The organism is Enterobacter sp. WP_7_1 (assembly GCF_003688535.1).
GTDB classification, from domain to species: domain Bacteria; phylum Pseudomonadota; class Gammaproteobacteria; order Enterobacterales; family Enterobacteriaceae; genus Enterobacter; species Enterobacter asburiae.
Window position 1 is genome coordinate 509,666 of sequence record NZ_REFK01000003.1, and the last position, 12,561, is coordinate 522,226.

The window sequence follows — 12,561 nt, forward strand, 5'->3', positions numbered from 1 at the left end:
ACTTTACTCCTTCTCGATTTCGAGGCGTTGGATCTGCATGCCGTCGTCCGCCACGATGCGAAGACCGGTGCTCTGGCACTGTGGACAGCGCTGAACCTTCGATGACAGCAGGGTGACGTACTGCTGGCACTGCTCGCACCAGCACTCCGCCTGCTGCTCTTCAATATGGAGTTCGCAGCCTTCCGCCAGCGTGCCGCGACACACCAGCTCAAAGCAGAAATTCAGGGCGCTGGTCTCGACGCAGGAAAATGCCCCGACCTTCAGCCAGACGCCGGTGACGCGCTTCGCGTGGTTTTGCACTGCCTGCTGTTCGATAAGCTCCAGGGCCCGCTGGCAGAGGGTGATTTCGTGCATGACGCCTCCTCAATGAATTGCGCCATTGAATGCAATAACGGTGCCAGCTTGATTTTTGTTAAGGCGTGACGATGTCAACGCTGTCGAAATGACACGTCGACACCGCGGCGCTGACAGCGGTTTTGCAATTAAACCCATTTAAAATCATGAGGATAAAAACTGGCATGGAATCTGCTTAACAGCCGCTATCTCCACTAAACGGATACCTTCTATGACTATTTGGGAAATCAGCGAAAAAGCGGATTATATCGCGCAGCGTCATCAGCAGCTGCAGGACCAGTGGCACCTCTACTGCAACTCTCTGGTTCAGGGCATAACCCTCTCGAAAGCGCGCCTTCACCACGCGATGAGCTGCGCGGCGCAGGGCGACATGCGCTTCGTCCTGTTCGGCCATTTCACCATCAACGTTACCCTGGCGGATAACTTCAACAGCCACACCATTGAGTACCACCTCGAGACAAAAGACGGCGAAAAACAGTGTATTGCGAAGGCGCAGCTGATGGCCGACGGCATGGTGGACGGCCACGTCAGCAACCGCGATCGCCAGCAGGTGCTGGAGCACTATCTGGAAAAAATCGCGCCGGTCTATAACGGCCTGTACGCCGCCGTTGAGCACGATCTCCCGGTCAACCTGAAGCAGCTGATGGATGGAAATGCCTCAGCGAACGTGGTCTGACTCCTGCGTGTCGAGAAGTGTCGACAAGACAGTTTTTCGTCAAAAATGACTATCACCCGAGGATAACCCGGTGAACCGTTTTGTAATTGCCGACTCGACGGTCTGTATTGGCTGTCGAACCTGTGAGGCGGCGTGTTCGGAAACGCATCGCCTGCATGGGCTGCAGTCCATGCCGCGCCTGCACGTCATGCGTAATGAAAAAGAGTCTGCCCCGCAGCTCTGCCATCATTGTGAAGACGCCCCCTGCGCGGGCGTCTGCCCTGTGAATGCCATCACCCGAATTGATGGCGCTGTCCAGCTGAACGAAAGCCTGTGCGTAAGCTGCAAGCTGTGCGGCATTGCCTGCCCGTTCGGCGCGATTGAATTTTCCGGCAGCCGTCCGCTGCATATTCCGGCGAACGCCAACTCGCCAAAAGCCCCGCCCGCGCCACCGGCGCCTGCACGCGTAAGCACGCTGCTGGACTGGGTGCCCGGCATCCGTGCCGTTGCGGTGAAATGCGACCTGTGCAGCTTCGATGAACAGGGCCCGGCCTGCGTGCGCACCTGCCCGACTAAGGCGTTGATTCTGGTTAACATTCGCGACATCGCCCGTACCAGCAAGCGTAAACGCGAGCTGACCATCAACAGTGATTTTGGCGACCTTTCTCTGCTACAGGCGCTTAACGAGGGGGCGAAATGAACGCGGCGATGATGATTACCAGCGCGGTAGCCTGTTTTGCTGGCGCCGCTGTTCTGGCGCTGATCTTCTCATTCCATAAAACCCTGAGCGGCGCGATCGCCGGGCTCTGCGGGGCGGTCGCTAGCCTGATGACGCTGGCAGCAGGCGGCGTTGTCCTGCTCGGTGGCCAGTCCGCAGAAACCGTAATGCCGCTGATTCGCCACACGGTTGAGATCACGCCGCTGAACGCCATCTGGCTGGTGACGTTTGGCCTGTGCGGGCTGTTTATCAGCCTGTTCAATATCGACTGGCACCGCCATCCGCACGCTAAAGCCAACGGCCTGCTGGTTAACCTGCTGATGGCGACGGCGGTCTGCACCGTTATCGCCAGCAACCTCGGCGCGCTGGTGGTGATGGCGGAAATCATGGCGCTGTGCGGCGTGTTCCTGACGGGGTGCAGCGCCTCCGGCAAGCTGTGGTTTGCGCTGGGACGCCTCGGAACGCTGCTGCTGGCGCTGGCCTGCTGGCTGGTGTGGCAACGCTTTGGCACGCTGGACTTCGCTGCGCTCAACGGCCATCCGCTGGGGAACGACGTCTGGCTGCTGGGCGCGATCGGCTTTGGCCTGCTCGCTGGCATCATCCCGCTGCACGGCTGGGTGCCGCAGGCGCATGCGAATGCCTCCGCGCCCGCCGCTGCGCTGTTTTCTGTGGTGGTGATGAAAGTGGGGCTGTTCGGGATTCTGGCGATTACGCTGACCGGCGGACAGCCGCCGCTGTGGTGGGGCGTCGTGCTGCTGATTGCGGGCATGATCACCGCGTTCGTCGGCGGCCTGTACGCGCTGATGGAGCACAACATCCAGCGCCTGCTGGCGTACCATACGCTGGAAAACATCGGCATCATCCTGCTCGGCATTGGCGCGGGCGTGACCGGGCTGGCGCTCAATCATCCGGCGCTGATTGCCGCCGGTTTTATCGGCGGTCTGTATCACCTCGTCAACCACAGCCTGTTTAAAAGCACCCTGTTCCTCGGCGCGGGCAGCGTCTGGTTCCGCACCGGTCATCGGGATATCGAAAAGCTGGGCGGGATTGGCAAAAAGATGCCGGTAATTTCACTGGCGATGCTGGTCGGGCTGATGGCTATGGCCGCGCTGCCGCCGCTGAACGGCTTTGCCGGGGAGTGGGTGATCTATCAGTCCTTCTTCGCGCTCGGTCAGAGCGATCTCTTTATCGCGCGACTGCTCGGCCCGCTGCTGGCGGTCGGGCTGGCGATTACCGGGGCGCTGGCGGTGATGTGCATGGCGAAAGTCTATGGCGTCACCTTCCTCGGCGCGCCGCGCACCCGCGAAGCGGAAAATGCCTGCTGCGCGCCGTTGTTGATGGGGGTGAGCGTGGTCGCGCTGGCGCTGTGCTGCATCGCGGGCGGCGTCGCCGCGCCGTGGCTGCTGCCGCTGCTGGGCAACGCCATTCCGCTGCCGCTGACCGTGGCGAATACCACCGTCTCTCAGCCGATGATCGCGCTGCTGCTGATTGGCGCACCGCTGCTGCCGCTCGTCCTGATGCTGTTCTTCAAACGCGACCGGCTCGCCTCCCGCGCGCGCGGTGCGGCGTGGGCCTGCGGCTACGAACACGAACAGTCGATGGTCATCACCGCCCACGGTTTCGCCATGCCGGTGAAGGAGAACTTCGCCGCCGTGCTGAAGCTGCGCCACTGGCTGAACCCGGTGGGCTGGGTACCCGGCTGGCAGAGTGCCGCCGCGCCCGTGCTGTTCCGCCGTCTGGCGGTCATCGAGCTGGCGGTGCTGGTGGTCATTGTGATTTCACGAGGAGCCTGACATGAGTCTGTTACTGGCAATTCTTCAGGCGCTGGTGCTGTTCGCCGCTGCGCCGCTGCTGTCGGGCATTACGCGCGTGGCGCGCGCCCGGATGCATAACCGTCGCGGGCCCGGGGTGCTCCAGGAGTACCGCGATCTCTTTAAACTGCTCTCCCGTCAGAGCGTCGCGCCGGATGCCGCAGGCTGGGTTTTCCGCCTGACGCCGTTTGTGATGGTGGGCGTCATGCTGACCATCGCCACCGCGCTGCCGGTGGTGACGGTGGCGTCGCCGCTACCCGTGCTTGGCGATCTGATCACGCTTATCTACCTCTTCGCCATCGCCCGCTTCTTCTTTGCGATTGCGGGCCTGGACACCGGGAGCCCGTTTACCGGCATCGGCGCCAGCCGCGAGGCGATGCTCGGCGTGCTGGTCGAGCCGATCCTGCTGCTGGGGCTGTGGGTCGCCGCGCAGGTGGCGGGTTCAACCCACATCAGCTTTATCACCCACACCGTTTACCACTGGCCGGTGGCGCGCTCGATCCCGCTGGTACTGGCGCTCTGCGCCTGCGCGTTCGCCACGTTTATTGAGATGGGCAAACTGCCGTTCGATCTGGCGGAAGCCGAGCAGGAGCTGCAGGAAGGGCCGCTTACCGAATACAGCGGCTACGGCTTCGCGGTGCTGAAGTGGGGCATCAGCCTCAAACAGCTGGTGGTGCTGCAGATGTTTGTCGGCGTCTTCTTCCCGTGGGGGCAGATGACGCACTTCTCCGCGGCCGGTCTGGTGCTGGCGGTTGTTGTTGCCGCCCTCAAGCTGCTGGTCGGCGTGCTGGTGATTGCCCTGTTTGAAAACAGCATGGCGCGCCTGCGTTTTGTGGAAACGTCGCGCATCACCTGGGCCGGTTTTGGTTTTGCATTTTTAGCGTTCGTCTCCTTGCTGGTGGCGTGATTAAAGAGAGTATTTATGTCTGAAGAAAAGAAAGGTCAGCAGTATCTCGCCGCGTTACATCAGGCTTTCCCCGGCGTGGTGCTGGAGGAGTCCTGGCAAACCAAAGACCAGATAACCGTCACCATTAAGGTGAACTATCTGCCGGAAGTGGTGGAGTTTCTCTATTACCAGCAGGGCGGCTGGCTGTCGGTGCTGTTCGGCAACGACGAGCGCCAGCTGTGCGGCAACTATGCGGTGTACTACGTAATGTCGATGGAGCAGGGCGAAAAGTGCTGGCTCACCGTGCGCGTCGAAGTCGACCCGAATAAGCCGGAATACCCGTCCGTCACGCCGCGCGTGCCTGCCGCGGTCTGGGGCGAGCGCGAAGTGCGCGACATGTACGGCCTGGTGCCGGTCGGCCTGCCGGACGAGCGCCGCCTGGTGCTGCCGGACGACTGGCCGGACGAACTCTTTCCGCTGCGTAAAGACAGCATGGACTACCGCCAGCGTCCGGCGCCGACCACCGATAGCGAAACCTACGAATTCATCAACGAGCTGGGCAGCAAAAAGAACAACGTGGTGCCGATCGGCCCGCTGCACGTCACCTCTGACGAACCGGGCCACTTCCGCCTGTTCGTCGACGGCGAGAACATCATCGACGCCGACTACCGCCTGTTCTACGTCCACCGCGGCATGGAAAAGCTGGCGGAAACCCGCATGGGCTACAACGAGGTGACGTTCCTCTCTGACCGCGTGTGCGGCATCTGCGGCTTCGCCCACAGCACCGCCTACACCACCTCGGTGGAGAACGGCATGGGGATCGTGGTGCCGGAGCGCGCGCAGATGATCCGCGCCATTCTGCTGGAGGTGGAGCGCCTGCACTCGCACCTGCTGAACCTCGGCCTGGCCTGCCACTTCGTCGGCTTTGACTCCGGGTTTATGCAGTTCTTCCGCGTGCGCGAGGCGTCAATGAAGATGGCGGAGATCCTCACCGGGGCGCGTAAAACCTACGGCCTGAACCTGATCGGCGGGATCCGCCGCGACCTGCTGAAGGACGACATGATCCAGACCCGCCAGCTGGCGCAGCAGATGCGCCGCGACGTGCAGGAGCTGGTGGACATGCTGCTCAGCACGCCAAACATCGAGCAGCGCACCGTCGGCATCGGCCGCCTTGACCCGGAGATCGCCCGCGACTTCAGCAACGTCGGCCCGATGGTGCGCGCCAGCGGCCACGCCCGCGACACCCGCGCCGATCACCCGTTCGTCGGCTACGGCCTGCTGCCGATGACCGTGCACAGCGAGCAGGGCTGCGACGTCATCTCGCGCCTCAAGGTGCGCATCAACGAGGTGTTCACCGCCCTGAACATGATCGACTACGGCCTCGATAACCTGCCGGGCGGCCCGCTGATGGTGGAGGGCTTCACCTACATTCCGAACCGCTTTGCCCTCGGCTTTGCCGAAGCGCCGCGCGGGGACGACATCCACTGGAGCATGACCGGCGATAACCAGAAGCTCTACCGCTGGCGCTGCCGTGCGGCCACCTACGCCAACTGGCCAACCCTGCGCTATATGCTGCGCGGCAACACGGTTTCCGATGCGCCGCTGATCATCGGCAGCCTCGACCCGTGCTACTCCTGCACCGACCGCATGACCGTGGTGGACGTGCGCAAGAAGAAAAGCCAGGTGGTGCCGTACAAAGAGCTTGAGCGCTACAGCATCGAGCGTAAAAACTCGCCGCTGAAATAAGGACTCGCCATGTTTACCTTTATCAAAAAAGCGATCAAAACCGGCACGCAGACCAGCCGTTATCCGCAGGAGCCGATGCCGGTGGATAAAAACTTTCGCGGCAAGCCGGAGCACAACCCGCAGCAGTGCATCGGCTGCGCGGCCTGCGTCAACGCCTGTCCGTCGAACGCCTTAACGGTCGAAACGGATCTCAAAACCGGCGAGCTGGCCTGGCAGTTTAACCTCGGGCGCTGCATCTTTTGCGGCCGCTGCGAGGAGGTCTGCCCGACGGTCGCCATTCGCCTGTCGCAGGAGTACGAGCTGGCGGTGTGGAAGAAAGAGGATTTTCTGCAGCAGTCGCGCTTTGACCTCTGCAACTGCCGCGTCTGCAGGCGCCCGTTCGCCGTGCAAAAAGAGATCGACTACGCCATCGCGCTGCTGCAGCACAACGGTGACGCCCGCGCGGAGCATCACCGCGAAAGCTTTGAAACCTGCCCGGAGTGCAAGCGTCAGAAGTGCCTGCTGCCGTCCGACCGCATTGATATCACCCGCCATATGAGAGAGGCCAGCTGATGGAAAATTTACTCGGCCCGCGCGACGCTAACGGCATTCCGGTGCCGATGACGGTGGAGGAGTCCATCGCCAGCATGAAGGCGTCGCTGCTGAAAAAAATCAAACGCTCGGCCTACGTCTACCGCGTGGACTGCGGCGGCTGCAACGGCTGCGAGATTGAGATCTTCGCTACGCTGTCACCGCTGTTTGACGCCGAGCGCTTCGGCATCAAAGTGGTGCCGTCCCCGCGTCATGCGGACATTCTGCTGTTTACCGGAGCCGTCACCCGCGCCATGCGCTCGCCCGCGCTGCGCGCCTGGCAGTCCGCGCCGGACCCGAAAATCTGCATCTCGTACGGGGCCTGCGGCAACAGCGGCGGCATCTTCCACGATCTTTACTGCGTCTGGGGCGGTACCGACAAAATCGTGCCGGTGGACGTCTACATTCCGGGCTGCCCGCCAACGCCTGCCGCGACGCTGTACGGCTTCGCGATGGCGCTTGGCCTGCTGGAGCAGAAAATCCACGCGCGCGAGCCGGGCGAACAGGACAACCGGCCTGCGGCCATCCTGCACCCGGACATGGTGCAGCCGCTGCGGGTGAAGATCGACCGCACGGCGCGCAGGCTGGCGGGCTATCGCTACGGGCGTCAGATTGCCGATGATTATCTGCGCCTGCTGAGCCAGGGCGACCATCAGGTGGCGCGCTGGCTGGAGGCGGAAAACGATCCGCGTCTCAATGAGATCGTGGCGAACCTGAACAGTATCGTGGATGAGGCGCGTATCCGATGAGTGAAACGGTGGTGTTCAGCCAGCTGAGCCGTAAGTTTATTGATGAGAACGATGCCACGCCCGACGCGGCGCAGCAGGTGGTCTATTACAGCCTGGCGATTGGGCATCACCTCGGGGTGATTGACTGCCTGGAGGCGGCGCTGAGCTGCCCGTGGCCCGAGTACCTGGCGTGGATCGCCACGCTGGAGGAGGGCAGTACGGCGCGGCGCAAGATGGAGGGCGTGCCGAAGTACGGCGAGATCGTCATCGACGCCAACCACATTGCGATGCTCGCCAACGCCTTTGACGCGGCGCTCGGCAGGCAAACCCCCGGGCAGCAGGCGTGGAGCAAAACGCTGCTTAGCATGCTGCACGATATTCATCAGGAGAGCGCCATCTACCTGATGGTGAGGAGATTACGTGACTGACGTTTTACTGTGTGTCGGCAACAGCATGATGGGCGACGACGGCGCGGGCCCGCTGCTGGCTGAGATGTGCGCCGCGAACCCGCAGGGCAGCTGGGTGGTGATTGACGGCGGCAGCGCGCCGGAAAACGACGTGGTCGCCATACGCGAGCTGCGCCCGGACAGGCTGTTAATCGTCGATGCCACCGATATGGGGCTCAACCCCGGTGAGATCCGACTGATTGACCCGGACGACATCGCCGAGATGTTTATGATGACCACCCACAATATGCCGCTGAACTACCTGGTCGATCAGATTAAAGACGACGTGGGCGAGGTGCTGTTTTTGGGAATTCAGCCGGACATCGTTGGGTTTTATTACCCGATGACGCCGCCGGTGAAAGAGGCAGTGGAAGTAGTCTATTCACGGCTTGCAGAGTGGGTTGGGGATGGAGGTTTTTCTCAGCTCTGAGCAGTGCCCGGTGGCGCTAAGCTTACCGGGCCTACCAAACCCCTCTCCCTCTCCCTGTGGGAGAGGGCCGGGGTGAGGGCAACAGGCTACTCGAGATCCGCCCCGTTACTCGCGATCACCTTCTTATACCACCAGAACGATTTCTTGCGTTTTCTGTCCATCGTGCCGTTTCCGGCGTCGTCGCGGTCAACGTACACAAACCCGTAGCGCTTGCTCATCTCGCCGGTTGAGGCGGCCACCAGGTCGATACAGCCCCAGGTGGTGTAGCCCATCAGCGGCACGCCGTCCTCAATCGCGTCGCCCATCGCGCGGACGTGCTCGCGCAGGTAGCTGATGCGGTAGTCGTCGTTGATCTCGCCGTTTTCATCAATGACGTCCTTCGCCCCGAGGCCGTTTTCCACCAGGAACAGCGGCTTCTGGTAGCGGTCGTACATCATGTTCATGGTGATGCGCAGGCCGAGCGGGTCGATGCCCCAGCCCCATTCGCTCACCTGAATATGCGGATTACGCAGGGACTTCACGATGTTCGCCGCGCTGGTGTTGCCCGCGTTCATGTCCGCCGACGCGCAGCGCGAGGCGTAATAGCTGAACGAGACAAAGTCGACGGTGTTTTTCAGCAGCTCGTCGTCGCCGGGATCTTTCACAATCACCACGCCTTTCTCGCGGAACACGCGGGCGGAGTAGGCCGGATAGCGGCCGCGCGCCTGCACGTCGATAAAGAACAGGTTCTCGCGGTCTTTCTCCAGCGCCATCCAAACGTCTTCCGGCTTGCAGGAGTAGGGGTAGAAATTGCCGCCCGCCAGCATGCAGCCCACCTGGTTTTCCGGGTTCACCTCGTGGGCGATTTTGGTCGCCAGCGCGCTTGCCACCAGTTCGTGGTGCGCGGCCTGGTATTTCACCTGGTCTTCGTTTTCACCTTCTTCAAACACCAGCCCCGCGCCGGAGAACGGGCTGTGCAGCATGATGTTGATTTCGTTGAAGGTCAGCCAGTATTTTACCAGCCCGTTAAATTCTTCAAAGCAGGTGCGGGCGTAGCGGGCAAAGAAATCGACCATCTTACGGTTGCGCCACGAGCCGTATTCCGTCACCAGGTGCATAGGCACGTCGAAGTGGCAAAGGGTGACCAGCGGCTCGATGTTGTACTTTTTGCACTCCTCGAACACCGCGCGGTAGAAGGCAATGCCCTCTTTGTTCGGCAGCGGTTCGTCGCCGTTCGGGTAGAGGCGGCTCCAGGCAATTGAGGTGCGGAACACCGTAAAGCCCATCTCCGCCATCAGGGCGATGTCTTCTTTATAGCGATGGTAAAAATCAATCGCTTCGTGGCTCGGGTAGAACTCGTCGTCACGCAGCGAAAAACGCTTTTCCTTACCGATCTTCACCGCCAGGCGATTCGCCCCGTGGGGGATCATATCGACAGTCGTCAGTCCTTTGCCGCCTTCACGGTAAGCACCTTCACTCTGGTTGGCGGCAAGCGCGCCGCCCCATAAAAATCCTTGTGGAAAAACAGACATTCTTACCTCGCTTTCAATTTATGCTTTTGCTGCTTTGCTCTGTACCGGTGCGGTCTGCAGGGCGCGCGCTTTTTCGGCCTCGTCTTCAACCGGGATATCTTCAAACCCTAAAAGCAGGGTCAGAACAAACGACAGCACCACTGCCAGCCCCATCACGCCGAACACCCAGACGATGGTCATCGGGTTGGCCGGGTCGAAGAACTGCACGCTGGTGAACAGCCCGGGTGCCGCCATCGAATGGCTGGCAAGACCGGCCATGCCGGCGACCGCCCCGCAGATAAAGCCGCTGATCAGGCTCGCAATCAGCGGACGTTTCAGACGCACCGCCACGCCGTACAGGGCCGGTTCAGAGATCCCCGCCATAATGGCGGAGGCTGCCGCCGCCAGCGCCGTCTGGCGCAGCTCCGGGTTTTTGGTTTTCCACGCCACTGCCAGCGACGAGCCGCCGAGCGACAGGTTGGCACCGATTTCCGACGGCATCACCATCCCTTCTTTGCCCGTTTCGGCAATGGTCTGAATGATGGTCGGCGTAAACACGCGATGCATCCCGGTCATCACCAGCAGCGGCCAGAGCGCGCCCATGATGGCGACGGAGAGCCAGCCAAGGTAGCCGTGAATGGTGTAGACCAGCGCGGAGATGGCACTACCGATCCAGATCCCCAGCGGGCCAATCAGCACAATGGCGAGCGGGGCGGCAATCAGCACGATCAGCATCGGCTTGAGGAAGTTTTTCGTCACCGCCGGGGTAATGCGATCCACCCAGCGTTCGATGTATGACAGGCACCAGGTCATTACCAGCGCCGGGATCACCGTGTAGGTGTATTTCACCGCCGTAACCGGAATAAAGGCGAACTCAACGTGCTCTCCCTGCGCGGCTTTCGCCATCAGCTCGATAAAGCTCGGGTGCACCAGCACGCCCGCGATGGCGATGGCCAGCGACATGTTGGTTTTGAATTTCACCGCCGCCGAGGCCGCCACCATCAGCGGCAGGAAGAAGAACGCGCCGTCGCCGATGACGGTCAAGATGGTGAGCGTCGGTGCGCCTTTTGGCAGTACGCCGGTCATCTCGAGGATCATCGCCAGCAGCTTGACCATCGAGCCACCGATGATCGCCGGGATCAGCGGGGACATGGTGCCGATCAGCGCGTCGAGGATCCCGGCGCCAATTCGGCGTAAGGTCATCTTCTGCGGACCTTCCGGTACTGCGGGCTGCAGGTCCGTGGGCAGCAGGCTCACCACTTCGCGGTACGCCTGTGAAACCGTATTGCCAATAATGACCTGGCACTGGTTGTCGTTGCGCACTACGCCGAGGACGCCGCTGATGCTTTTCAGGCGCGCTGCGTCGGTCAGGCTTTCGTCTTTCAGTACGAAACGCAGACGCGTCATGCAGTGGGTGACGGCGACGATGTTCTCTTTGCCGCCCAGCGCGCTGATAACGTCGTTCGCCAGCGCAGCGTAATTTTTGGCCATCGGATGTGATCCTGTTATTGTTGTGAGACATGTAGGAAACCGGTTCCACATAATCATCATGAGTTTCTGTGAATGAAACAAGATCGCTTTTTGACCATTTTTTCGTTTCGTGATGCAGATCGCAATGGAGTATCGAAAGCGTGATTTCACCGCTGCGACAATTTTTTTGCAGTGCAGTACACTGCGCTCCATCAGATTCAGACGGAATAATAATATGACCACGATGCTTGAAGTGGCGAAGCGGGCAGGCGTTTCGAAAGCCACGGTGTCCCGGGTGCTGTCGGGAAATGGCTACGTCAGCCAGGAGACCAAAGACCGGGTGTTTCAGGCCATTGAAGAGAGCGGCTATCGCCCGAATTTGCTGGCGCGAAACCTGGCAACCAAACGTACCCAGACGCTGGGACTGGTGGTGACTAACACCCTCTATCACGGCGTCTACTTTAGCGAACTGCTATTTCACGCCGCGCGCATGACGGAAGAAAAGGGGCGGCAGCTGATCCTCGCGGACGGCAAGCACAGCGCGGATGAAGAGCGCGAGGCGATCCAGTACCTGCTCGATATGCGCTGCGACGCGGTGATCATCTATCCGCGATTCCTGAGCGTCGAGGAGATGGACGAGATCGTTGAAAAGTGCGAGCAGCCCATAATGGTGCTCAACCGCCGCCTGCGGAAAAACAGCAGCCACTGCGTGTGGTCAGATCATAAAGCCTCCAGCCAGGAGGCGGTGTCGCAGCTGATTGCGAAAGGGCACCGGGAGATAGCGTTTATCACCGGCTCGCTGGATTCTCCCACCGGGGTTGAGCGTCTCTCCGGCTACAAGGACGCGCTGGCGCAGCACGGTATTCCGCTGCGCGAGGGCCTTATTGCGCAGGGGAAGTGGAACCCCGCCAGCGGCGCGGCGGCGGTTTCCGAACTGCTTGCACGCGGCGAGCGCTTTACGGCGCTGGTGGCGAGTAATGACGATATGGCAATCGGCGCCATGAAGCAGCTGCACGACAGCGGCGTGGCCGCGCCGGACGCTGTGTCGGTGATCGGTTTTGACGACGTGGCCATCGCGCCCTACATCGTGCCGTCGCTTTCCAGCGTGCGTATTCCGGTGACGGAGATGATCAAAGAGACCATCAGCCGCCTGATCTTCATGCTCGACGGCGGTGAGTTTAAGTATCAGCTAACCTTCTCCGGCGAACTTATCCTGCGCGACTCCGTTATTGACGGCCCGCACCGCTGATGTCGACA

At 61.2% G+C, this 12,561-nt stretch carries 13 protein-coding genes; 10 read left to right on the forward strand and 3 right to left on the reverse strand.

Translation table 11 applies throughout. The annotated features are described in order from the left end of the window. Positions 1-3 precede the first annotated feature (3 nt). The gene (gene hypA, locus BJ885_RS15690) at positions 4-354 is read right to left on the reverse strand and encodes a hydrogenase maturation nickel metallochaperone HypA (protein ID WP_029739533.1); all 351 of its coding nucleotides are present in this window, start codon (positions 352-354) and stop codon (positions 4-6) included. 211 nt (positions 355-565) lie between these two features. On the opposite strand from hypA, the gene hycA reads away from it, so the two are divergent. The 9 genes from hycA (at position 566) to hycI (ending at position 8,344) form a co-directional block, all read left to right on the forward strand. Next, positions 566-1,030: a formate hydrogenlyase regulator HycA gene (hycA, locus tag BJ885_RS15695; RefSeq protein WP_121932277.1), complete on the forward strand. Its 465-nt coding sequence runs from the start codon at positions 566-568 to the stop codon at positions 1,028-1,030. A 70-nt stretch (positions 1,031-1,100) separates the two neighbouring features. Beyond that, positions 1,101-1,709, forward strand: a complete 609-nt coding sequence (locus BJ885_RS15700) for a 4Fe-4S dicluster domain-containing protein (protein WP_029739531.1) — start codon at positions 1,101-1,103, stop codon at positions 1,707-1,709. After that, positions 1,706-3,520, forward strand: coding sequence for a formate hydrogenlyase subunit 3 (gene hycC / locus BJ885_RS15705; RefSeq protein WP_121932278.1), 1,815 nt, complete (start codon positions 1,706-1,708; stop codon positions 3,518-3,520). Before BJ885_RS15700 ends, hycC begins: the two co-directional genes overlap by 4 nt. A 1-nt stretch (position 3,521) precedes the next feature. After that, positions 3,522-4,445, forward strand: a complete 924-nt coding sequence (locus BJ885_RS15710; RefSeq protein WP_121932279.1) for a respiratory chain complex I subunit 1 family protein — start codon at positions 3,522-3,524, stop codon at positions 4,443-4,445. Positions 4,446-4,460: 15 nt separating this feature from the next. Then, positions 4,461-6,170, forward strand: a complete 1,710-nt coding sequence (gene hycE, locus BJ885_RS15715) for a formate hydrogenlyase subunit HycE (protein ID WP_121932280.1) — start codon at positions 4,461-4,463, stop codon at positions 6,168-6,170. Positions 6,171-6,179: 9 nt separating this feature from the next. Next, positions 6,180-6,722: a formate hydrogenlyase complex iron-sulfur subunit gene (locus BJ885_RS15720; RefSeq protein ID WP_121932281.1), complete on the forward strand. Its 543-nt coding sequence runs from the start codon at positions 6,180-6,182 to the stop codon at positions 6,720-6,722. Beyond that, positions 6,722-7,489 (forward strand): NADH-quinone oxidoreductase subunit B family protein, encoded by a 768-nt coding sequence (locus tag BJ885_RS15725; RefSeq protein ID WP_047646240.1) that lies wholly within the window; start codon positions 6,722-6,724, stop codon positions 7,487-7,489. The genes BJ885_RS15720 and BJ885_RS15725 overlap by 1 nt, the downstream gene beginning before the upstream one ends. Beyond that, entirely contained in the window at positions 7,486-7,896 is a 411-nt protein-coding gene (locus BJ885_RS15730; RefSeq protein WP_029739525.1) for a formate hydrogenlyase maturation HycH family protein, read from the forward strand. The genes BJ885_RS15725 and BJ885_RS15730 overlap by 4 nt, the downstream gene beginning before the upstream one ends. Further along, complete coding sequence (gene hycI / locus BJ885_RS15735; protein WP_121932282.1) at positions 7,889-8,344, forward strand: hydrogenase maturation peptidase HycI; 456 nt, start codon at positions 7,889-7,891, stop codon at positions 8,342-8,344. The genes BJ885_RS15730 and hycI overlap by 8 nt, the downstream gene beginning before the upstream one ends. 86 nt (positions 8,345-8,430) lie before the next feature. Here the strand turns inward: hycI and BJ885_RS15740 are convergent, their stop codons facing one another. Continuing rightward, positions 8,431-9,855, reverse strand: coding sequence for a 6-phospho-beta-glucosidase (locus BJ885_RS15740; protein ID WP_121932283.1), 1,425 nt, complete (start codon positions 9,853-9,855; stop codon positions 8,431-8,433). An 18-nt stretch (positions 9,856-9,873) separates the two neighbouring features. Next, positions 9,874-11,325 carry a PTS cellobiose/arbutin/salicin transporter subunit IIBC gene (ascF, locus tag BJ885_RS15745; RefSeq protein WP_121932284.1) on the reverse strand — a complete coding sequence of 484 codons (1,452 nt, stop codon included), beginning with the start codon at positions 11,323-11,325 and terminating at the stop codon, positions 9,874-9,876. A gap of 214 nt (positions 11,326-11,539) precedes the next feature. On the opposite strand from ascF, the gene BJ885_RS15750 reads away from it, so the two are divergent. Then, positions 11,540-12,553, forward strand: coding sequence for a LacI family DNA-binding transcriptional regulator (locus tag BJ885_RS15750; RefSeq protein WP_121932285.1), 1,014 nt, complete (start codon positions 11,540-11,542; stop codon positions 12,551-12,553). The last annotated feature ends 8 nt before the right edge of the window (positions 12,554-12,561 follow it).

Bases quoted from the DNA above. Each gene is read 5' to 3' on its own strand.
- BJ885_RS15730 (WP_029739525.1), top strand. From the start codon at position 7,486: ATGAGTGAAACGGTGGTGTTCAGCCAGCTGAGCCGTAAGTTTATTGAT.
- hycC (WP_121932278.1), top strand. From the start codon at position 1,706: ATGAACGCGGCGATGATGATTACCAGCGCGGTAGCCTGTTTTGCTGGC.
- hypA (WP_029739533.1), bottom strand. From the start codon at position 354: ATGCACGAAATCACCCTCTGCCAGCGGGCCCTGGAGCTTATCGAACAG.
- BJ885_RS15740 (WP_121932283.1), bottom strand. From the start codon at position 9,855: ATGTCTGTTTTTCCACAAGGATTTTTATGGGGCGGCGCGCTTGCCGCC.
- ascF (WP_121932284.1), bottom strand. From the start codon at position 11,325: ATGGCCAAAAATTACGCTGCGCTGGCGAACGACGTTATCAGCGCGCTG.
- hycE (WP_121932280.1), top strand. From the start codon at position 4,461: ATGTCTGAAGAAAAGAAAGGTCAGCAGTATCTCGCCGCGTTACATCAG.
- hycA (WP_121932277.1), top strand. From the start codon at position 566: ATGACTATTTGGGAAATCAGCGAAAAAGCGGATTATATCGCGCAGCGT.
- BJ885_RS15725 (WP_047646240.1), top strand. From the start codon at position 6,722: ATGGAAAATTTACTCGGCCCGCGCGACGCTAACGGCATTCCGGTGCCG.
- BJ885_RS15750 (WP_121932285.1), top strand. From the start codon at position 11,540: ATGACCACGATGCTTGAAGTGGCGAAGCGGGCAGGCGTTTCGAAAGCC.
- BJ885_RS15710 (WP_121932279.1), top strand. From the start codon at position 3,522: ATGAGTCTGTTACTGGCAATTCTTCAGGCGCTGGTGCTGTTCGCCGCT.
- BJ885_RS15720 (WP_121932281.1), top strand. From the start codon at position 6,180: ATGTTTACCTTTATCAAAAAAGCGATCAAAACCGGCACGCAGACCAGC.